This window comes from Methylomonas subterranea, from assembly GCF_024505185.1.
In the GTDB taxonomy this organism is placed as follows: Bacteria; Pseudomonadota; Gammaproteobacteria; order Methylococcales; family Methylomonadaceae; genus Methylomonas; species Methylomonas subterranea.
The window spans coordinates 87,912-108,440 of record NZ_JANIBJ010000005.1 but is presented as its reverse complement, the minus strand read 5'-3'; the positions used below and the strand labels follow the sequence as shown (position 1 = coordinate 108,440).

27 protein-coding genes and 1 tRNA gene are annotated in these 20,529 nt (G+C 56.0%); 14 read left to right on the top strand and 14 right to left on the bottom strand.

Annotation, left to right across the window (positions count from 1 at the left end):
- Positions 1-65: 65 nt before the first annotated feature.
- The 8 genes from NP590_RS04185 (at position 66) to pnp (ending at position 8,802) form a co-directional block, all read left to right on the top strand.
- A tRNA-Phe gene (locus tag NP590_RS04185) sits at positions 66-141 on the top strand.
- Positions 142-278: 137 nt separating this feature from the next.
- Positions 279-764: a ribosome maturation factor RimP gene (gene rimP / locus NP590_RS04180; protein WP_256600982.1), complete on the top strand. Its 486-nt coding sequence runs from the start codon at positions 279-281 to the stop codon at positions 762-764.
- Positions 754-2,265 (top strand): transcription termination factor NusA, encoded by a 1,512-nt coding sequence (gene nusA / locus NP590_RS04175; protein WP_256600980.1) that lies wholly within the window; start codon positions 754-756, stop codon positions 2,263-2,265. The genes rimP and nusA overlap by 11 nt, the downstream gene beginning before the upstream one ends.
- Positions 2,266-2,279: 14 nt before the next feature.
- Positions 2,280-4,937 (top strand): translation initiation factor IF-2, encoded by a 2,658-nt coding sequence (gene infB / locus NP590_RS04170; protein ID WP_256600979.1) that lies wholly within the window; start codon positions 2,280-2,282, stop codon positions 4,935-4,937.
- A gap of 3 nt (positions 4,938-4,940) precedes the next feature.
- Positions 4,941-5,342, top strand: a complete 402-nt coding sequence (gene rbfA, locus NP590_RS04165; RefSeq protein ID WP_256600978.1) for a 30S ribosome-binding factor RbfA — start codon at positions 4,941-4,943, stop codon at positions 5,340-5,342.
- Positions 5,342-6,253, top strand: a complete 912-nt coding sequence (truB, locus tag NP590_RS04160) for a tRNA pseudouridine(55) synthase TruB (RefSeq protein WP_256600977.1) — start codon at positions 5,342-5,344, stop codon at positions 6,251-6,253. The genes rbfA and truB overlap by 1 nt, the downstream gene beginning before the upstream one ends.
- Before the next feature lie 112 nt (positions 6,254-6,365).
- Entirely contained in the window at positions 6,366-6,635 is a 270-nt protein-coding gene (gene rpsO, locus NP590_RS04155; protein ID WP_256600976.1) for a 30S ribosomal protein S15, read from the top strand.
- An 88-nt stretch (positions 6,636-6,723) separates the two neighbouring features.
- Complete coding sequence (gene pnp, locus NP590_RS04150; RefSeq protein ID WP_371927235.1) at positions 6,724-8,802, top strand: polyribonucleotide nucleotidyltransferase; 2,079 nt, start codon at positions 6,724-6,726, stop codon at positions 8,800-8,802.
- A gap of 411 nt (positions 8,803-9,213) precedes the next feature.
- Here pnp and NP590_RS04145 read toward each other — a convergent pair whose 3' ends face one another.
- The 13 genes from NP590_RS04145 to NP590_RS04085 form a co-directional block, all read right to left on the bottom strand.
- Positions 9,214-9,735: a phage virion morphogenesis protein gene (locus NP590_RS04145; RefSeq protein ID WP_256600975.1), complete on the bottom strand. Its 522-nt coding sequence runs from the start codon at positions 9,733-9,735 to the stop codon at positions 9,214-9,216.
- A 104-nt stretch (positions 9,736-9,839) separates the two neighbouring features.
- A complete protein-coding gene (locus NP590_RS04140; RefSeq protein WP_256600974.1) occupies positions 9,840-11,147 on the bottom strand; it encodes a PBECR2 nuclease fold domain-containing protein in 1,308 nt (435 codons plus the stop codon).
- Complete coding sequence (locus NP590_RS04135; RefSeq protein WP_256600973.1) at positions 11,144-11,464, bottom strand: hypothetical protein; 321 nt, start codon at positions 11,462-11,464, stop codon at positions 11,144-11,146. Before NP590_RS04135 ends, NP590_RS04140 begins: the two co-directional genes overlap by 4 nt.
- Positions 11,461-13,047, bottom strand: a complete 1,587-nt coding sequence (locus NP590_RS04130) for a DUF935 domain-containing protein (RefSeq protein ID WP_256600972.1) — start codon at positions 13,045-13,047, stop codon at positions 11,461-11,463. The genes NP590_RS04135 and NP590_RS04130 overlap by 4 nt, the downstream gene beginning before the upstream one ends.
- Complete coding sequence (locus NP590_RS04125; protein ID WP_256600971.1) at positions 13,040-13,279, bottom strand: hypothetical protein; 240 nt, start codon at positions 13,277-13,279, stop codon at positions 13,040-13,042. The genes NP590_RS04130 and NP590_RS04125 overlap by 8 nt, the downstream gene beginning before the upstream one ends.
- Positions 13,269-14,963 carry a phage terminase large subunit gene (gene terL, locus NP590_RS04120; RefSeq protein WP_256600970.1) on the bottom strand — a complete coding sequence of 565 codons (1,695 nt, stop codon included), beginning with the start codon at positions 14,961-14,963 and terminating at the stop codon, positions 13,269-13,271. The genes NP590_RS04125 and terL overlap by 11 nt, the downstream gene beginning before the upstream one ends.
- 197 nt (positions 14,964-15,160) lie before the next feature.
- Entirely contained in the window at positions 15,161-15,346 is a 186-nt protein-coding gene (locus NP590_RS04115; protein ID WP_256600969.1) for a hypothetical protein, read from the bottom strand.
- Positions 15,347-15,589: 243 nt separating this feature from the next.
- Positions 15,590-16,084, bottom strand: coding sequence for a DUF1804 family protein (locus NP590_RS04110; RefSeq protein WP_256600968.1), 495 nt, complete (start codon positions 16,082-16,084; stop codon positions 15,590-15,592).
- 2 nt (positions 16,085-16,086) lie between these two features.
- Positions 16,087-16,416 carry a hypothetical protein gene (locus NP590_RS04105; protein ID WP_256600967.1) on the bottom strand — a complete coding sequence of 110 codons (330 nt, stop codon included), beginning with the start codon at positions 16,414-16,416 and terminating at the stop codon, positions 16,087-16,089.
- Positions 16,397-16,903 (bottom strand): hypothetical protein, encoded by a 507-nt coding sequence (locus NP590_RS04100; protein WP_256600966.1) that lies wholly within the window; start codon positions 16,901-16,903, stop codon positions 16,397-16,399. The genes NP590_RS04105 and NP590_RS04100 overlap by 20 nt, the downstream gene beginning before the upstream one ends.
- Positions 16,900-17,238, bottom strand: a complete 339-nt coding sequence (locus NP590_RS04095) for a DUF4406 domain-containing protein (protein WP_256600965.1) — start codon at positions 17,236-17,238, stop codon at positions 16,900-16,902. Before NP590_RS04095 ends, NP590_RS04100 begins: the two co-directional genes overlap by 4 nt.
- Entirely contained in the window at positions 17,235-17,840 is a 606-nt protein-coding gene (locus NP590_RS04090; RefSeq protein WP_256601021.1) for a transglycosylase SLT domain-containing protein, read from the bottom strand. Before NP590_RS04090 ends, NP590_RS04095 begins: the two co-directional genes overlap by 4 nt.
- Positions 17,840-18,184, bottom strand: coding sequence for a putative holin (locus NP590_RS04085; protein WP_256600964.1), 345 nt, complete (start codon positions 18,182-18,184; stop codon positions 17,840-17,842). The genes NP590_RS04090 and NP590_RS04085 overlap by 1 nt, the downstream gene beginning before the upstream one ends.
- A gap of 346 nt (positions 18,185-18,530) precedes the next feature.
- On the opposite strand from NP590_RS04085, the gene NP590_RS04080 reads away from it, so the two are divergent.
- From NP590_RS04080 to NP590_RS04060, 6 genes are all read left to right on the top strand, one after another.
- Complete coding sequence (locus NP590_RS04080) at positions 18,531-19,226, top strand: DUF2786 domain-containing protein (RefSeq protein ID WP_256600963.1); 696 nt, start codon at positions 18,531-18,533, stop codon at positions 19,224-19,226.
- Positions 19,223-19,459: a Lar family restriction alleviation protein gene (locus NP590_RS20555; RefSeq protein WP_371927234.1), complete on the top strand. Its 237-nt coding sequence runs from the start codon at positions 19,223-19,225 to the stop codon at positions 19,457-19,459. The genes NP590_RS04080 and NP590_RS20555 overlap by 4 nt, the downstream gene beginning before the upstream one ends.
- The gene (locus NP590_RS04075; protein WP_256600962.1) at positions 19,422-19,631 is read left to right on the top strand and encodes a hypothetical protein; all 210 of its coding nucleotides are present in this window, start codon (positions 19,422-19,424) and stop codon (positions 19,629-19,631) included. Before NP590_RS20555 ends, NP590_RS04075 begins: the two co-directional genes overlap by 38 nt.
- Before the next feature lie 105 nt (positions 19,632-19,736).
- Entirely contained in the window at positions 19,737-19,892 is a 156-nt protein-coding gene (locus NP590_RS04070) for a hypothetical protein (protein ID WP_256600961.1), read from the top strand.
- 73 nt (positions 19,893-19,965) lie between these two features.
- The gene (locus NP590_RS04065) at positions 19,966-20,124 is read left to right on the top strand and encodes a hypothetical protein (protein WP_256600960.1); all 159 of its coding nucleotides are present in this window, start codon (positions 19,966-19,968) and stop codon (positions 20,122-20,124) included.
- Between the two features lie 10 nt (positions 20,125-20,134).
- A complete protein-coding gene (locus tag NP590_RS04060) occupies positions 20,135-20,377 on the top strand; it encodes a hypothetical protein (RefSeq protein ID WP_256600958.1) in 243 nt (80 codons plus the stop codon).
- On the opposite strand, the gene NP590_RS04055 is transcribed toward NP590_RS04060, so the two are convergent.
- On the bottom strand, positions 20,350-20,526 hold the full coding sequence (locus NP590_RS04055) for a hypothetical protein (RefSeq protein WP_256600957.1): 177 nt from the start codon (positions 20,524-20,526) through the stop codon (positions 20,350-20,352). The two genes, NP590_RS04060 and NP590_RS04055, sit on opposite strands and share 28 nt — an antisense overlap.
- Positions 20,527-20,529 lie beyond the last annotated feature (3 nt).

Sequence of the window (20,529 nt, the reverse complement as noted above, 5' to 3'; positions counted from 1 at the left end):
CATTTCGTACTGTAGAATGGCCGGATTGTTGACTACTTGCTGTCAGCAACAAGCAAACAACAAATGCCCAGGTAGCTCAGTCGGTAGAGCAGAGGACTGAAAATCCTCGTGTCGACAGTTCGATTCTGTCCCTGGGCACCATGCTTACCCGGTTTTTTCAAAGAGCCCCTTCATGGGGTTTTTTGTTTTAAGGGCTTTAACAAGTCCATTGGGTTTATAGATGTTTATGGAAGAGCCGGTGGCTCTTTTTTTTTGGGTTTTAAAAGGCGAAACGAAAAATGAAACAGGCTCCAGAGCATTTGGTGGCATTGATCGAACCAATTGTCGAAGGTCTTGGTTACGAATGCGTGGGGATAGAATACACCCCCCACCCGCGGCACGGCATGCTGCGCATTTATATCGACAGCGAGAACGGTATTTTATTGGACGATTGCACCAAGGTCAGCCATCAACTGAGCGGCATGCTAGATGTGGAAGATCCGATTCAAGGCGAATACCAACTGGAAGTCTCGTCGCCCGGCGACGACAGGCCGTTTTTCAAGCTCGAGCAGTTCGAAAAATATATAGGCAGCTCAGTGAACGTCAGCCTTTTCAAACCCATCGATAAACGTAGAAAAATCATCGGCCTGATTCTGGCCGTCGACGGTGACAACGTCGTATTACAGGAAGGCGAACAGACGCTCAAAGTACCCTTTCATGCAATGAGCAAGGCGCGTTTGGTGCCGGAATATTTACTCAAAAAAGGAGGACGTAGTGGCAAATAAAGAAATTTTACTGGTAGCGGATGTTTTTGCTAACGAAAAAGAAATAGACAAGGAAATTATCTTTCAGGCCATTGAGTCCGCCCTAGAAGCCGCAACCGTCAAGCGTTACGAAAACCCCATCAAGGCGCGGGTCGCCATCAATCGCCAAACCGGCGATTATGTCACCTACCGCCGCTGGCTAGTGGTGGCCGCCAATCCGGACATCAACGGCGACGTGGAGTTTCCCAGTTGGCAGGTTCTGCAGGAAGTGGCACAAATTGAGAACGCCGACATACAGCTAGGGGACTATGTCGAGGAAGAAATCGAATCCGTGGCGTTTTGCCGCATTGCGGCACAGACCGCCAAACAGGTTATCATTCAAAAGGTGCGCGAAGCCGAGCGCCGGAAAATCGTCGAAGCCTACCGCGACAGGGTCGGCGAACTGATTACCGGCGTGGTAAAGCGCCTGGAAAAAGGCAGCGTTTACCTGGATTTGGGCGGCCATGTGGAAGCCTATATCGCCCGCGAAGACATGATACCCAGGGAACCGGTGCGCATGGGCGACCGGGTACGCGGCTATCTGAAGGAAGTCCGTTCCGAACCGCGCGGCCCGCAGCTGTTTGTCAGCCGCACGGCGCCCGAGCTGTTGATTGCCCTGTTCCGACTGGAAGTACCCGAAGTCGGCGAAGGCCTGATCGACATTATCGCGGCGGCCCGCGACCCCGGTTCGCGCGCCAAGATTGCGGTAAAAGCCAACGATCCTCGCCTGGATCCGGTCGGCGCCTGCGTCGGCATGCGCGGCTCCAGGGTACAAGCCATTTCCAACGAGTTGGCCGGCGAGCGGGTGGACATCATTTTGTGGAACCCCAACGAAGCACAGTTTGTAATCAACGCGATGTCGCCGGCTGAAATCCAGTCCATCGTGGTCGACGAAGACAAGCACAGCATGGATGTAGCGGTCACCAGCGACAGCTTGTCGCAAGCCATCGGCCGCGGCGGTCAAAACGTGCGCTTGGCCTCCGAATTGACCGGCTGGGAGTTGAATATCCAGGATGCCTCGCAAGTCGACAAGAATCTGGACGAAACCGCCGCCAAGGCCAAACAAGAATTCATGGAGTTGCTGGACGTCGACGAAGAAATCGCCGATGTTTTGGTGGAAGTGGGCCTGAGCAACATCGAAGAAATCGCCTACATTCCGGTCGATGAAATGCTGGAAATCGAAGGTTTCGACGAAGAATTGGTGGAAGCCTTGCGCAGCCGCGCCAAGGACGCATTATTGATCAAAGCCATTGCCTCGGAAGAAAAAATCGAAACCTCCGAACCCAGCCAGGAATTACTGGAGATGGAAGGCATGGACGACAAACTGGCGCACGAAATGGCGGCCAAGGGCATAGTCACGCTGGACGACTTGGCCGAACAGGCTATCGACGACATTATCGAATTTACCGGCATGGATGAAGATCGGGCAGGTAAACTTATTATGAAAGCCCGCGAATCATGGTTCGCCGAGGACAAGGGCTAAGGCAGGAGGATTCAATGAGCGATAAAACAGTACAGGCATTGGCAGAGGTAGTCGGCATTCCCTTGGAACGTTTTTTGGAGCAACTGAAGGAGGCCGGCCTGAGCGCCACCGATCCCGACGACATCATCAGCGAAGAGGAAAAAGTCAAATTGCTGGCCCACTTGCGCAAACGTCACGGCAAAACCGATGTCAGCCAGGATAACAGCACGCCGAAACGTATCACGCTGAAACGCAGCACCAAGACCGAACTCAGACAGTCGTCCGCCCCCGGCAGCGGCACCAAAACGGTCAGCGTCGAAGTGCGGAAACAAAAGACCTACATCAAACGTAGCGAAGCCAGCGTCAGCGACGCCCAGAAAGAAGCAGAGCAGGCCAAGCAAGCCCTGGCGGCCCTGGAAGAGCAAAAGCGCCGCCAAGCCGCCGACGAGGAAAAGCGCCGTCAGCATGAAGCCCAATTAAAAGCCGAGGCCGGAAAGACCCAACCCGCGCCCGCAAGCGTTCCAGCGACGGAAACCTTGCAAGCCGAAGCGACCGAATCCGTCACCCCCCCAAGCGCGCCCGCACCGGTTGCGAAAAAGCCGGAAGTTGCAGCCAAGGAGGCTGTCACGCCGAAACCATTGAGCGAAGCCGAGCGCCTGGAACAGGAAAAGAAACAACGTCTGGAAGCCGCAGTCGAGCGCAATGCGGAAAAAGTCCGCAAGGCCGCCGAAGCCAAACAACAAACCCTGCACAAGAAAAAGCAGGATTTCAAGCCGACTCGCGGCCCCGCAACCGACATCGCCGCCGATACCAGCGATGCCGCGCGCCGTGGCAAGGGCAAGAAAAGCAAACCCGGCCGCCGCGAAAAGCCCGAGCATGAAATCGAAATGCAGGGCGGCAAGCACAGGTTCGAGAAGCCCGTCGCCCCGACCGTGTTCGACGTCACCATTCCGGAAACCATCATCGTTTCCGACTTGGCCGCCAAAATGAACATCAAGGCCGCCGAAGTCATCAAGCACCTGATGAAACTCGGCATTATGAGTACCATCAACCAAGCCATAGACCAGGAAACCGCAGTCATCCTGGTGGAAGAGATGGGACATAAAGCCATCATGCAAAGCGAGGACGACTTCGAACAGGAAATGCTGGCCGAAGTCATGGGCGACGTGGAGGAACAAAAATCCCTGCCGCGCGCGCCCATCGTCACCATTATGGGCCACGTCGATCACGGTAAAACCTCCTTGCTGGATTACATCCGCAAAACCCGCGTCGCTGCCGGCGAGGCGGGCGGCATTACCCAGCATATCGGCGCTTATCAGGTCAAAACCGACCACGGCTCGGTAACCTTCCTCGATACCCCGGGCCATGCCGCCTTTACCGCGATGCGGGCCCGAGGCGCCGAAGTGACCGACATCGTGATCGTGGTAGTGGCGGCCGACGACGGCGTGATGCCGCAAACCAAGGAAGCCATAGAGCACGCCCGCGCCGCCAATGTGCCCATCATCGTGGCCTTGAACAAAATCGATAAACCGGAAGCCAACCCGGATCGGGTCATGCAGGAACTGGCTACTTTAAATGTCGTTCCGGAAGAATGGGGCGGCGACGTGCAATTCCTGCGGGTGTCGGCCAAGGTCGGTACTGGCATCGACGAATTGATCGAAGCCTTGATCGTACAAGCGGAAGTCTTGGAATTGACCGCGCCCGCCGAAGGCATTGCATCCGGCATCTGTATCGAATCGCGCCTGGACAAGGGTCGCGGCGCGGTTGCCACCGTACTGATCCAAAAAGGCACCTTGAGCAAGGGCGAGTTTGTCTTGTGCGGCCACGAGTACGGCCGTATCCGGGCCATGTTCGATGAAAACGCCCACTCCATCAAATCGGCCGGCCCCAGCGCCCCGGTGGAAATCTTGGGTCTGTCGGGCACGCCGGACGCCGGCGACGAGTTTTTGGTGGTGCAAAACGAACGCGTGGCCCGCGAATTGGCCGCCCACCGCGAAGACCGTAAAAAATCCAGCCGTCATGCCGCCGCGCATGCTTCCAAGCTGGACGACGTGTTCTCCAGAATGACCGCCGGCGAAACCGCTACTCTGAACGTCGTCATTAAAACCGACGTGCAAGGCAGTCTGGAAGCCCTGCGCGAATCGCTGGTCGGTCTGTCGACGGATGAAGTTCAGGTTAAATGCATTTACGGCGGTGTCGGCGGCATCAACGAAGGCGACGCCAATCTGGCCTTGGCTTCCAGCGCAATTTTGATCGGCTTTAATGTCCGCGCCGATGCGGTGGCGCGTAAATTGATCGAAGAAAAAGACATCGATCTGCATTATTACAGCATCATTTACGAAGCCATAGACGAAGTCAAACGCGCCATCAGCGGCATGCTGGCACCCGACATCCAGGAAAAAATCGTCGGTCTGGCCGAGGTGCGCGACGTATTCCGTTCGCCCAAATTCGGCGCCATCGCCGGCTGTATGGTCACCGACGGTTTCGTCAAGCGTAACCTTCCAATCCGGGTACTGCGCGACAACGTGGTGATTTTCGAAGGCCAGTTGGAATCCTTGCGCCGTTTCAAGGACGATGTCAGCGAAGTCAAAATGGGCATGGAGTGCGGTATTGGCGTGAAAAACTACAATGATGTCAAACCGGGCGATCAAATCGAAGTATTCGAACGCATCGAAGTGAAACGGGAAATTTAATCCATGCCTAAAGAGTTCGGCCGCAGCCAAAGGGTTGCGTCCCAGATGCAAAAAGAGCTGGCGCTGATCCTGCAACGCGATGTGCACGACAGGCGGGTGGGTTTTGTGACCGTCAACGAGGTGGTGTTAAGCAAGGATTTGGCGGTCGCCAAAATTTACATTACGGTGTTGAATGCGGATGAGGCCGGTAAAACGGCCAATGTGAAAGCCTTGAACGAAATTGCGCCGTTTATTCGCCACGAACTGGCCAAGCGCATGCGCTTGCGACATATGTCCGAGTTGCACTTTCTTTACGATCATTCCTTCGATACCGGCATGCGCGTCAGCGAATTGCTGCACGAAGTGAATGACGACGCATCCGCGGATGCCGGCGAAACGGACAACCCGCCGCACCGGGACGCTTGATGGCAAAACGCAAGTCCGGGCGCGATGTGCATGGCATCGTGCTGCTCGATAAACGTTTGGGCGTATCGTCGAACAAGGCCCTACAGGAAGTCAGGCGCTTATTGAACGCCAACAAGGCCGGCCATACCGGCAGCCTGGATCCCATGGCCAGCGGCCTGCTGCCGTTGTGCTTCGGCGAAGCCACCAAGGTATCCGCGCTGATGCTGGATGACGACAAGCGCTATCAAGTCACGCTACGTCTAGGCCTGATGACCGACACCGGCGATAGCGAAGGCGCCATCGTCAAGCAAATGCCGATTCCGGTTTTTTCCTCGGCCGATTTACTAAGCTGCCTGCAACGCTTTACCGGCCCCATCGCCCAAGTGCCGCCGATGTATTCGGCTTTGAAGCATCAGGGTAAAAAGCTGTACGAACTGGCCAGGGAAGGCAAAACCGTCGAGCGGCAAGCCCGACATATCACCATTTACGCACTGAATCTGCTCGAATACGACCGCGAAACCGTCAAGTTGGACGTGCACTGCTCCAAGGGCACTTATATCCGTTCGCTAGCGGAGGATTTGGGCCACGCCTTGGGCAGTTGCGCCACGGTTATCGAATTACGCCGCACGGCGGCCGGCATGTTTAGGCTGGAAAACGCCCACACCCTAGAGCAACTGGAGGCCATGTCCGAGTCGGAACGCTTGCAATGCCTGATTCCCGTGGATGCGCCCTTGCAACAATTACCGGCTGTCAGCCTGTCGGACCAGCAAGCCGTCGATATCCGCCAGGGTCGGCAAATCCGAATTGGCGGCCATCCGCCGGGCTCCGTGCGCATGTATAACGAACAAACCTTTTTGGGGTTGGGAGAAATCCTTTTGGATGATAAACTAGCGCCGAAAAAAATATTTAACCTGAACGGTCAAGTTGCTTGATTCTTCAGCCAAAAATTCATTCGCTCCTGCACCCTATTGTGGGAACGGTGATTACCCGCCATCAACATGCATGGCTTTATTTTTAACAACATTTAATCGATAGGGATTAAGAATGGCATTAACCGCAGCACAAAAGAAAGCAGTCGTCGAAGAATATCGCTTGTCGGAATCCGACACAGGTTCCACCGAAGTTCAGGTTGCTTTATTGACCGCCAACATCAATCAGTTGACCCCCCACTTTGCCGCCAACAAAAAAGACAACCATTCGCGCCGTGGTTTGTTGCGCATGGTTAACCAACGCCGCAAATTGTTGGATTACCTGAAAGACACTGACGTTGTCCGTTATCGTTCGCTGATCGAGCGCTTGGGCATTCGTAAGTAAAGTATTAAGGGAAAACGGCACCAAAAGTGCCGTTTTTCGCTTTATGGCAAATTTTCAAAACCACCTTTAAACACAAAGGAACCTTATAGTGAATCCTATCAGGAAAGAATTTCAGTACGGCGATCGTCTCGTCACGTTAGAAACCGGGGAAATTGCCCGCCAAGCCAACGGCGCGGTGATCATCAACGTCGAGGGCACCACGTTACTGGTGACCGTGGTCGGAAAAAAAGAAAGCAGCGGCGGCGATTTTTTCCCCTTGACGGTTGACTACCAGGAAAAAGCCTTTGCCGCCGGCAAGATTCCCGGTGGTTTTTTCAAACGCGAAGGCCGCCCGAGCGAAAACGAAACACTGATATCGCGCCTGATCGATCGCCCGATTCGTCCGCTGTTTCCCGAAGGCTTCACCAACGAAGTACAAATCATTGCCACCGTGCTGTCCCTGAATCCGGAAATCGACACCGAAGCACCCGCCATCATAGGGGCATCCGCCGCGCTGGCGATTTCGGGACTGCCGTTCAACGGCCCGCTGGGCGCGGCCACTATCGGCTATATCAACGATCAATACGTGCTGAATCCGACCTTGCCGCAACTCAAGGAATCGCGTTTACGCCTGATGGTTGCCGGCACATCCAAAGCCGTATTGATGGTCGAATCCGAAGCCGATTTGCTGCCCGAAGATGTAATGCTGGGCGCGGTACTGTTCGGCCACGAACAAATGCAGGTGGCGATCAACGCCATCAACGAATTTGCCGCGGCAGCCGGAGCACCGGCAATGGCCTGGACAGCGCCGGCGGATAACGAAGCCTTGAAAACCGCTGTCGCCGCCGAAGCCGAAGTCCAAATCAAGTCCGCGTATCAAATCGCCGAAAAATTGGCCCGACAAGACGCACTAGGCGCCATCCGTAGCGCCGTGGTGGAAAAACTGACCGCCGACGATCAATTCGCAGAAGGCGATATTCGTGACGCCATCGAAACCCTGGAATACAACATCGTGCGCGGCGCCATTCTTAACGACCGCAAACGTATCGACGGCCGTGATTTGACCACGGTCAGGCCGATCACCATCCGCACCGGCGTTTTGCCGAGAACTCATGGCTCCGCCTTGTTCACCCGCGGCGAAACCCAGGCCTTGGTTGTCGCCACACTGGGTACCGAGCGCGATGCGCAAATCATCGACGCATTGGCCGGCGAATATAAAGATACATTCCTGTTTCATTACAATTTCCCGCCGTTCAGCGTGGGCGAAACAGGTCGCACCGGTTCGCCGAAGCGCCGCGAAATCGGCCACGGCAGGCTGGCCAAACGCGGCGTTCAAGCCGTCACACCGGCTATCGGCGAATTCCCCTATGTAATTCGCGTCGTTTCGGAAATCACCGAATCCAACGGCTCCAGCTCGATGGCTTCCGTTTGCGGTAGCAGTCTGGCGTTGATGGATGCCGGCGTACCGTTGAAAGCGCCGGTGGCCGGTATCGCCATGGGTCTGATCAAGGAAGGCGACCAGTTCGCGGTCTTATCCGACATCCTGGGCGACGAAGACCACTTGGGCGACATGGACTTTAAAGTGGCCGGTTCCGAAAACGGTATCACCGCACTACAAATGGACATCAAAATCGACGGTATCACACCGGAAATTATGAAAGTCGCGCTGGAACAAGCCAAACACGGCCGCCTGCATATCCTGGGCGAAATGAACAAAGCCCTGTCAAGCACCCGCGCCGAAATGTCCGACTTCGCGCCGCGCATCATTACCTTCAAAATCGATCCGGCTAAAATCCGCGAAGTCATCGGCAAGGGCGGCGTCACCATTCGTGCCATTACCGAACAAACCGGTGCCAGCATCGATTTGACCGACGACGGCGTGGTCAATGTCGCTTCCGTCGACAGAGCCGCCGGCGAAGAAGCCAGACGCATGATCGAAGAAATTACCGCCGAAGTCGAAGTAGGTAAGACCTACGAAGGCAAAGTGGTACGTTTGATGGACTTCGGAGCTTTCGTCACCATCCTGCCCGGCAAGGACGGCTTGGTGCACATCTCGCAAATTTCGGAAGAAAGGGTCGAAAAAGTCAGCGACAAATTGTCCGAAGGCGACATGGTTAAAGTCAAGGTACTGGAAATAGACCGTCAAGGACGGGTTAGATTAAGTATGAAGGATATCGATAGCGAGTAAGGCTGGTCTTGCCAGTCACTTGTGAAAAAAGGGCCTGACAAGGCCCTTTTTATTGACTATCCCGCAGTAGGGAGAGGGTGGAAACAGGACAGATACAATCACCAACATTCGCCCGGAAACCCGCGAAAACACTAGATTCTCACCGAAACATCAAAAATCTTGAATTCCGGACAAAATCGGGCTCAATTGTAGGAAATATCCCGAGAATATCGGCATAAATTAGCTGCGTAATAAGGGTAATTTCACCCGGTTTTCGCTTGAAAACCTGCCGCCGTCGACCAATGGATGAATTGGTCGATCAGCAAAATGACCGAGAAAGAATACGGCATACCAAAAGGCCTGCCATACCTAACCGGATTTGTAATCCACTGCGAAATCATAGATTACGCCGATTAAATACTCTTCAAACGATCATCGAACCCGGTTTAAAACCCGTGTGAGATGATCGATAGCCACATTTTCAACCAAACTCTTATCGCTATCAGGAAACCCAATCAGCTCCCGTTTCGGTAAACCTGGATGATTTACCCGCTGCCGAACAATACCCGCAAACGCCAGCGCTTTTTTCGTTTTTGGCCTGATCACATAAGGATCGGAACCGGCTTGATGTAATGCTGCCAACGTAGCATCTCGCTGCCCATCAAACCCCAGAATCAACGTCTCGTTATCTATCTGATACAGAAAACTTGCCAACATTCGGCCGGTTTTATTCAATGGTCCACCTTTGCGACTGCCAGCCGCCAGCGTCAATTCAGACAAGGGTTTCCACTCTTTACCTTCCGGATCTACACCTTGCTCATGACGCCGACGATTTACTCGCAACAACGATTCGCCGATACTGCCCAACATTTCCGCCGGCGTCGCAATCTCACGCCTGGCAGCCTCCAAAATATGTTCCAAATGACTGGTGTCGAACTCGATCTCAAATTGCATAATGCTAAAACGCTCCTATAATAAAGGTGTGGTGTCAGCGAGAGTGGCTCTGCCCAGCCCCTCCACAATGCGGCCACAGGGCGCCGAATGGGCAGATTCAGCGCCTACTTATTCCGTTTAAAAATCAACCTGCCAATACGTTGCTTATCAAAATACGCTTGGCGCTTTTCAGGATTTGGCCTGTCGGGTGTAAATGCAGTAGAGCCAATCCAGCCAGTTCGACCCCACTCAAACGCCACAATCCCATACTCGCCGGTTTCCTCAATTTCAAACGCCCGCAAATAGCGGCGTTTCAATCGCCAGCGCTTTGGTTGATCAGGATTATCCCGGCTAAACTCGCGGTCTTCTTCCCAATTCTGCCAAATTTCATCAGGTTCCAGTAGCGTCATAGCCAATAGATTGATATTTTCAAATCGATCGGCTTTATCAGGATCGGCCAGCCACTTAAATTCGCCCTTACCGTTTTGGAATAATGCTTTGGTAATGGCAATCGTCATGCCGACGGCATCCGTAAACGTCGCCCCTTCGTCCTGCGTGGCACCAAAAATCCCTAAAAACTCATCAACGCCAACCTCTGGATCGGTGCCTTTTGGCATGCGGATATTGGCGGAAACCTTAGAAGCTGGGCTTGCTTCCGGTGCTTTAAATTCCGTAGGCCATGGCTTTTTGCGGAGGGTTAAAACGTGGCCATGCGCCGTCAACGGCGGTACTGTCAGCGGTTCCAGATAGGCCTTGCCAGGGTTATACGCAAACCCAGGATCAATCCCCTTGGGCACACGCACAGTTCGCGGAAATGGGCCTCTTTTACCGACGGTTTTAGTTTCCCATTCAATCGGCGGCGCAGTATCTGGGCCAGTTTTCCCCTTTTCCTGCCAGGCTTGTTCGGCCTCATAATGTGACAGTGAATTAACCCGGCAACGGCACAACCAGCCGTTTTGGGGGTAATGCGTATCCCACCACGGATCGTCGGCAGACAAAATCAACCCGTCCCAGGCTTTATGCTCCAGACGCGGGTGCTCGATCGACGTATGGTCGTATTCCCAATATGGCCTCAGGTGCTTGACCTTCATCATTTGCACATATCGTCCAACGTTATAGGCCTGCATAATGTTGGTATCGTAGATAATGCGGCTTCGCCAGCCCGGCGAACCGTTATATGTCCATCCGTGTTTTTGGGCGATATCGTCGAATTTGCTTGCAAACTCATCGTAGCCATTGCCGCTCTGTTTAGCGGTCATCATGGCATTGAAATAGTCTTCTAATAATGCATCTTGATTTGCGCCGGCTATTACCGCTGCGTAACTATGCTGTTCTTGCCAAATATCAGTCCAACTGGCAGTAGGTAGCTTGATTTTGTTCTTAAAAAAATCAATGGCCTCTGAAAATGGTAGTTGCGCGGGATTGGTCGTCAAAACACCATCTCCCAATACACCAAATTGCCGTCTTCCCGGATGGCCCGACCAGGATACGGCGGTTTATGTCCCTTGGTCCGCCAGCAATACAGGCGCTTAACCTTATGGTCTTCGATCAATTGCCGCTTTAATTCGCGCAAATCGGCGCGAGTGATTGGCGCGTCCGGAAACGCCAGGTCGCCGCCCATCTGCACCTCGCCGCGACCGATAAAATCCAGCGTGGTAATCAGGTTAAACGGATCTGCGTTATCGTAAGACTTGCCAACCTCGAAGCGCCTGACGGTCGCTTGTTTAATCTCGATATGCACCGTACTCATTCGCCGGTACCGATATCGCCGCGCCCGGCCAAATGCGCCGCCGCCATGCCCAGCTGCAACGATCCGGCCCAGGCTTTACTGTCCAGATTTAACGCCTCAATGCCCGCGATCGCATCGTCAAACGAACCTGCCGCCGCCACCACCGCTGCAATCTGCTGAATCGCTGCCTCTTCGTGCGGCATGCACAGCGCAGCCAATTGTTGGCTGTAATTGCCGACGATATCGCCGTCTTGTTGTTGCCTGGCCAGCGCCGCCAGGCGGGACAGCGCCGCCCCGGCCGGACTCGTCGCCGCAGAACGGCCCGCCGGCGTCAAAATCTTTGCCTGATCGCCTGCGCGCGGAATCTGCAACGCCCGATGTGCCCAATCGACATCGATCTCCATCCCCAACGCTGCGCCTTTCTCCAACACCTCGACCATCGCCTTTTGGTCCACTTCGTCGGACGTGTCGTAGCAAAATTCCGGCATGCGGTCTTCCGGGAACATCCCGTTCAACAGCACAATCGGCCGGACGATATCGCGGTTGACGGTCGGTTGAATCTGCTGCACGTCGTGCAGCATGATTTCGCGCCGCACCTTGTCGTGGATCGCTCCCAACGCATTGGTGCTGGTCTTGCCGTCGGCCTGGCTCGTCAACGTCCCGCCCAGGATGGCCATCGATTGCTTGCGCTCCCAATACTGGATCGCGTTCAAAAAATCGGTGACGTTGCCGGTCGAGGTTTGGGTGACAAAATCGATGGTCATGGTGCTGGGCACGATGCCGGCGCCGTCGTTGCCAATATTGCGCACCGCGCGCAATAACTGGTCGCGCTCGGTTTTACCGATGCCGGCCGGATACTTACCCAAGCGCAGCGGCATGCCGTACACCTCCAAAAACCGCTGCATATCGCGCACGTTGTAGGCTTTGTAGGCATAGGTCCAGGCCAACACACGGAACAGCGCCGCCTGCTCGATATACCCTGACTTCGCCCGGTGCTCGTGAATCACCCAGCCCCACTCGCGTAGCGACTCCGGCATGCCGTTTTTGCGGTACATCAACTCGCCGCTTTTGATATCGATTTGAAACTCCCGTTGCGGCACCCAATGTAAGGCCGCCGGTACCCATTCCGCGCCGGTGCGCCACTGAATCTCTTGTGCCGCCAGACCTTTGCCTATCGCATCCGTTAAATCGAACAGCACGTCGGAAAAGCTTTGGTATTTTCGTTGCCCTGAATCGTCAACGCCTTTGATCTGGCACAGCATGTCTTTCAGCTCTTTGGCCCTGTCGATCTCCGCCTGGGTGGCATCGTCTTTCGGATGTAAGTCCCAATTCAACCCAGTCACCGCGCGGCGGCGCTTGGCCAGCTCCGAAAAAATATGCGCGTCCTGCTCTTCGACCAGCTCGAACAGCGTGGCCTGATCGGTGATATAACCCTGGTCGGCCTGGGCAAACGCATTCGCCAGCCGGGTCGGGTCCAGCGTATTGACGCTGTTGTAATTCATCGGCGTGCTTTGCGTTGAGCGAGCGCCGGCTTGCAGCACTTGCAGACCTTTTTTACTGACACCCGCCAGCGCGGCCAGGGCGGCTTTGGCTTGTTTAATCATCGGCAACCTCAATCGGCAATTTTGGGCATGGCATCCAATGCGTGGGTTCGAACGATCGGACTATCATGCCGAAACAAACCCATCCATCTCTTATCCATCGAACAATCATTTTGTCTGGCGGATACTCTTTATCGTTGTCATCGACACGGCAGAAATTTTCGCCGGCGATAATGAAAGTCCCATCTTTTGGGGCTGTTTCAATCGGTTGCCAGTCGCTGATTTCAATCATCATCCCAATCCTCGTCATAATCGCTATTGCCCCGACTGGTCGAGCGCCGCTGTCCGCGACTGCTGCCCGCCGGCGTGTAATCCCACTCGCCGCCAAACTGTTTGGCGATTTGCCACAGCATTTCCAGCGCGTCCGGGCCGTCGTCGTGGTCCGCTTCCGGCCAGAACTTCAGCTGCTCGATCAGCGTGGACTGGCTGCGGTGTAGCCGAATCAGCCCGTTGTTGATGTGCGGTTGCAGACTGATAATGCGCAAGGCCTTGTCGGTATCCGGCTGTACCGGAATGCCGGGAAACGCAATGCCCTTAAGCGCCGCGCGCTTGATCAACTCGCTATGCAAAAACGCCTGAAACTGCACGGTTTCGACCGCCCAGGCCAGGCAGCCGTATTCAGCCTGCAGATCGATGGCGCGGCTGATGATCAAATCCGGCACGCGGCGGGCGATATCGGCTTCCACCACATCCAGCACCATCTTTTTACGATCCAAACCGCCCACCAAAATCGCTGACGGGTCGCCTTTGACCGTGCCTTTTTTCCCAAGCGACGGGTCGATCGATCCGAAAAACACCCAGTCAGACAGCCGGTTGACCCAAAACTGAATGTCCTTAAACGGCGCGTTCTCGTCGTTGCCGGCTTCGTTTTGCTGTTCCTGGCCAAAAGCGTCGTGATTGATCGCCCGCATGCACATCAATCGGTACAGCGGCCGCACGTCCGGCCAACTGCACACCGCGCCGGCATCCATCGCGGCTTTGTTCTTTTGATAAAACGCCAGCGCCTCGGCTTCGAACTGTTCCTTTTCTTCGTCGTCGCCGCTGCGGGTGTACAGCGCTTCCCACTGGTCCCACAGGTCCATCCGATCAGGCCATTTCAAAATCGACCGGAAAACCTTGCGCCGCCAGCCCGGCGCGCGGCTAACACGGTTGATCGCCGCGTCGTAATGCAAGCTGGTACCGACCCAAAACACATCCATGCCGCCGCCCGGTCCGGCCAAGCCCAGCACCGCACTGAGTACATACTTCTGCACCTTATCGCGCTGGCCTTTGTCCTTGACGTTCTCGTCGTTTTCCAAGTCGTCCAGGAAGATCAGGTCGGGCCGGTGCGGGCCGTGCTTCATGCCCCGGATTTTCTTGCCGGTACCGCCGATGCGGACCTTGATGTTATTGGCGGTGATGGCCGTTGTGGCTTGCCACACTCGACCGCGTCCGCAAGCGTCCGGAAAGTCCATCATCAGCCGCGGATTGGTATCCAACTCCGCCTTGATGCTTTCCAGCATCTCCGCCGCTTGCTCTTCCGTATTCATAATGATGCCGATCATGTGCTTGCGACCGGTGACGATGCACCACAGCGAACCGAGCTGGGTTTCGTAGGTCGATTTAGCCTCGCCGCGTGGCGCTTGATGCACCTCGCGGGCGTCGGTTTTGCTGTCGATGCAGGCCGGGAAGCGCTCGAAGATAAACTGGTGAAATTGGCTGAAATGCGGCGTGGGGACGTAGTGCGGAAAATAGGTTTTGCAGAAATAGCCGTAGTCGTGCCACGCGCGTTCCCGCCGCTCGCGGCTCGCCGCCGGATCGGTGGCAAACGCCTCGCACTCCAGCTCGATCTGCTGACGAATCTGCTCACCGAGTACCGCCAGCTCTTTCTCGAACTCGCGCCAGTTGCGGACTTCTTGGATGTCGATGGCGTCAGACATGACTAGGCTTTGTTACTCAACGCGACTTTGATGTCTTCAACACAATGGGGACAGGCGCACCTATCGATCCACTCCCTATCCAAAACCGGATGATCTTGTGACCACTGCAACCATTTTTTTAGTTCTTCATCACGTTTCGACTCGCGACCGCAAATGTCACATTGCAGGATTTCAACTGTTCTTTTCATTTCAGCTGCCTAACCCAACTTAGCCCGAACCAGACAATCTTTAGCCTCTAACAGCTTGCGTAGGCCGGCGCTTTTCTCCGCTCCGTCCGGCAATGCTTCATCCATCTGCCTGGCTAAGTCGCCAATAGGCTTGCTGACTTCCTGCAAATGCTCCGGCAGGTGTTCGTAGTTAAAATATTTCATGATTGGCGACATACACACCTCACGTTATTGTCAAAGGATTGGTGGGTTACGCTATCGCTAACCCGCCCTACATTATTTTGATTGCCGTCCAATGCCCTAATACGCTGCACATAGCGGCGGACCATCAGTCGATATTCTTTGTGTACAGGCAAAAACACGGAACTGCCCCGGCCGGTTTTGTTACGCTGCTTGGCGCCGTGTCTACGGCGAAAAAACGACCGCAGGCAATTCAGCAATTCGTCGCGCGTCAGTTCCTCACCCATACCGCTTCCCCAAAACCGCCCCAATCTCATCGATATGCGGCTGCAAGGCTCGCAAGGCTTGCGGATCGCGCTTTTGCAACAAATCCACCACGGTTTTCAGCGTATCCAGCGCCACGCTCAGCCCGCTAAACTGCGGATTGATGCGCGAAAAGGCCTTGGCGAACTTGGCATGCGCGTCGGCCAGCTGCGACAGCACGCCGGCTTTCTCGTGGGCGGGAATGGTCGAGTTGTCCAGCTCGCGGGTCGTGGTCAACACCAGCCGGGCAAAATCCTCGATCATGTTCTTGTTCAGCTCGTCGATGCCTTGCTCGCTGATCCGATACGCCGCCCGCGCGGTGTCCCAATCGTCGCCGCGTTCCTTGCCCAGCCGCTTCCACTCGCGCGCCGTGTCGTAGCTGACATTGCCGCAAGCAGCCGCAGCGGTCAGCGCCATGCCTTCCACGTACATGCGGCGAACGTTGGAGCGGGTTTCCGGCGTGTGCGCCATGTTTAGCCCATCCGTTTCAATATTTCGACCATCCCGGCTACCAGCGCGCCGCCGGCACCGCCGCCCAAGGCGCCGATCTTGGCCACCTTTTCGATAATGCGCTTGTCCTCGGTTTGCAACTCGCCGATCTTGCCCTCTACGCTGCCAAACCGGCTGGACATTTTGTCTTCCAACCTATCGATTCTGGCATTGCTGGACGTTTCGACCCGGCGCATGTCCTCGCGTAAATGCTCGATGCTGGCAATTACCGCCGCATGCATGGCGCGGATTTCACCGGTCAAATGGCCGATTTGTTGGGCCAGGGCGGCTTCGTTACTGTTCTGTTCGGTCATCGGGTCTTCCTGTCTCGAAGTCAATTAGGGCACCGAGCCGGGCTCGGCAGGTGTCGTAGTGATACTGGGCGCCGCCGATCCAGCCGGCGACGTCGGTATCGGTGGCAATGGCGGCACTTTCTGCAACAGATGGGCCGGCGGTTTCGGGCATGGCGCCATCGTCATGCGCGGCGCCGTTGAGCAGGCGCACAGCGGAAGCATCAAGGCAAGCGCGACCGGTGGTAACTTTTTGTAAGGCACGGGACACCTCCAGGGTGCGTTGAGTGAGTTGGGATTCGGTGTGCGCCAAGCGGTCCGATAACACAAACCCGCGTTCCTGCTCGCCGGCCAGGGCGCGCCGGTACATTTGCTCGGACTGGGCCAGCGCATCGGCTTGCTCGGCTTGCATCATGGCGATATCGGCGCCGAGCACCGCATCTGTCACAAACCAGCCCGCACCGGAACCGACGGCCAAGCCGATCATCGCCGCCAGGGCCAAGGGATTCATACAGCCTCCCGCTGCAGCAAGTCGTCAAACATATGTACCGGTATGCCCAACTGCGCGGCCACTTCCTGTTCGATGGCCGCGCCGCGCGATTGCGACCAGCCCGGCAACAGCGCAACCATGTCGCAAGTCAGCATCTGCCGAATAGACATGCGCATGTATTGACACCAATCGTTGTTTTCCGGCGGCGGATTCTCGGCCGGGTTTTCGACGTGGAACCCCTTGGCCCGCAGCTGCTCGGCGGCTTGCTTGAAGGCCGGGTAATTGAAGTCGGCAATGCCGCTCATCGGGCCGGCCAGATAAATCCGGTCTTGGCCGGATCGAATGTTAGGCGTCATGGCGTAACCTCCCCACCCCAGCCGGCGTAGAGAGGTTGCAGGGTTAACAGAATGCGCCGGGGGTAATCCAGATTTTCCCGGCAATGCACCACTGATCGGCGGGCCGATCCGCAAGCGCGGTCCACCTCCGCGCGCTGATAGCTGCCGGCGTTTCTGGCCTCGTTCAACCAATGTCCCAGGCCGCCGTTATAACTGCGCAAGGCCGCCCACAGCCGGTCGAACTCGGAAGCGCCTTTCACGCGCTGCAACAACCACCGGTCATAGCCGATCATGGCCCGCATGGCCCAGGCCGGATTGGTCGGCTGGCAATCCAGCACGCGTTGGCGCTGCAACTCGCACCACCAACGCGCCGTGGCCGGCATAAACTGCGACATGCCCAAGGCGCCCACCCGGCTCACCGCATCCGGCCGCCAGCCGCTCTCCTGGTGTATCTGGGCGGCAAAAGCGGCCAGCGGCGCATCCAGGCCCCATTCGGCATGGGCGATGCGGGTTAACTCCGCGCGATAGTGCACAGCGGCGCGGGGCAAGACCGGCTGGGCTTTTACCTCCCAGCCGATCAGCACCAACACGGCTGCAATCGCAATGCGTAGCAGCCAGCGCATCACGCACCCAAGCCCACGGCCAGCATGGCGCAACCCACGATCAGCGCGCGCCGGATCATCGCCAGGGAAAACACCAAGTGGTAGCCTTCGTTAACCCGAAAATCGGCCTCTTTGTCACTGGGTAACGGGTTGTCATAGCGGTTAACCGGGGTTTCCGCCAAATACCCATCCGGGCGCGCATAGGGAAACAGCGAACGGTCCAGGTAATACCCAGCCACGCCCGCCGTGGCGATCAGCGTTACTTTAAAGAGTAAAACGCCGAGTTGCTGCGGAAACAGCACCAAGGTCAAACACAACAGCACCACGGCAATGGCCAGCCAAGTGGATAAACGGGGAAGTTTCATAAGGTCGATCTCCTGAAAAAAAATAAATACCTGTCGGAGACTGCAGATTACGCGCGCGCGCGAGGCTTGCCGACGCTGGAAACGTTTCCGGAGCAGACGCCGGCAATCGAGCGGCGGAGAATGCGCGGCCAGAATTAGGAGGAAGCATGCGCCATACCCGACCCGCAAAACCCACACGGCAACCCGACATGCCGGACAACCCATTCAAAGCGTGGCGCTACGGCTGGCGATATAGGCCGTATTCCTGTTGGATAGGGCTGCACTGGTCGCCCGGTAACAAACGCCTGACCATTCAGCCGCTGCCCTGTTTGACGATTTGGATAATAATGCCGGGAGGGTTTGCGCCGTGACCGCCGCCGAACTGAAAAAGATTGCCGACAAAATAGCCAAGTGCCTGGCCCTGGCGGCCAGCGACAACCCCGGCGAAGCGGCGGCCGCCAAACGCCAGGCCGACGCGCTGATGAAAAAGTACAACCTCACCAGCGGGGATGTGGCGGCAGCCAATGTGCATGAAGAACAGATCGGCCTAGGCTCGCCGTACAAGCCGCCAATTTACCTGGGGCAACTGGCCGTCCTGATCGCCAAAGCCTTCGGCTGCGGCAGCCATGGCGACTTGGGATTTTGCAATACGCCCACGCAGTTTCGCTTTTACGGCCTGGGCATCAAGCCCGAGTTAGCCGCCTACACCTTCGCCGTGCTTAACCGCCAACTGGCGAAGGACCGCAAAACCTACAGCGCCACCCTCACGCGCTGCAAACGGCAAACCAAAATCCGCCGCGCCGACTTGTTTTGCCAAGCCTGGGTAACCCGCATCGCCCGTCAAGTGCATGAATTCGCCGGCAGCGAACAGGAACAGGCCGCGATTGAAGCCTATAAGGAAAAACAATTCGGCGACAGCTTGAAAAAAGATAGCCGCCGCCACGCCATCGCCAAACAAAACAACGACAGGCGGGCCAGCGAAGCCGGCTACCAAGCCGCCAAGGCCGTATCGCTGCATAAACCCGTGCAGAGTAAGCGTGGAGCGTATTTGGGTGCATCATGAAAAAGCTAGATGCAACCCAACTACTGCCGTGTCCGTTTTGCGGTGCCGCCGTAGAGGTTGGCGAAGAAATCGAACGTATTGGGCGGAACCGTCACAGGATTGTCATTCGGTGTTCCGCCTGTCCCGCTGCGATGGAATTGGTGTTTTCGCAGGCATCGCATTCCAACTTGGTCAGTATGCACAGGGACATGATGGTTGAAAAATGGAATCGCCGTGCCGGCGCAACAACCTGAATGGCGACTCCGCGCCGAACAAAACTACCAGCGCATCAAAGCGTTTTACGAATCGCGCGGCGGCACCCAATGGCACAAAGTGACCGTCGATCCGCGCCTTTTCAACCGGGTTTGGCGGGCGATGTTGAAGTTACCAAAAGGCGACAATCCGCCGCCAATCGATAGGAGGTAGGCATGCAAGCGATTATAAACAGGCCGCTGTTCAGCGGATCGGCATTCGTTGTCGCGGTTATCGTCGCCGCCATCGAGTGGCTGGCGGAACGCTGGCAAAAACGCCGTGACGCATAAGTGGCGCCGGAAAAAATACCTGCCGGAGCGTTTCGGCAGCCGCTGCCGGGTACTGGCGACCGGAACCATGAATTCGGCGCTGGTCGAGTTTGCGGACGGTGCCAAGTTTATCACCAGCCGCTATGCGGTCCGGCGGATGACGTAGGGTGGATAACTAGAGCGCCATCGAGCGCCCAAACCCAGAGGGCCTTTGAGCCCCTTTTTTTAGCGAGGTCAAAATGAACGAACAGCAATGGAAAGACACATTAAAACAGCAGCATCAAAAAGCCTTTGAAATTGCCGAAGCCTATGCTGAAAAGCAGGCCAATAACCAGCAAGCCAAGCCTTTCGCATGGGATGAATACATGCCTGCGAAAGGCTGGGCCGTTAGATCATAGGAGAACCACCATGCAAGACTATTTGGAAGACCTTCAAACCAAACACCGCGAAGCCTTCATGACGCCAGCCGTCACCCGAGGGTGCGAAGAAACGCTCATTGCCTACGATATATACCGATACATCAGCGAGAAATACCCAGAAACCGCCTGTTATAGGCAGGGGAATGCTCTATGGCTCGCCATGCAAATGGTGGTCGGGGTTGATAAAGCCGCCGAGCTCATGCGTCAGGCGTCAATTTTGCCCGCCAAGTGATCGTAGATCGCATCGAATACGGCTAATGCCGCCGGGGTCTGCTTGGCCTCGGCGCGTACATCACGCACGAAGTCATTAAATTTGCCGCTTTCCAACAAGGCGGCGGTCAGGGCCGTAGGTCCGATTAGCGACAGCGTAATCGGACGCATGTT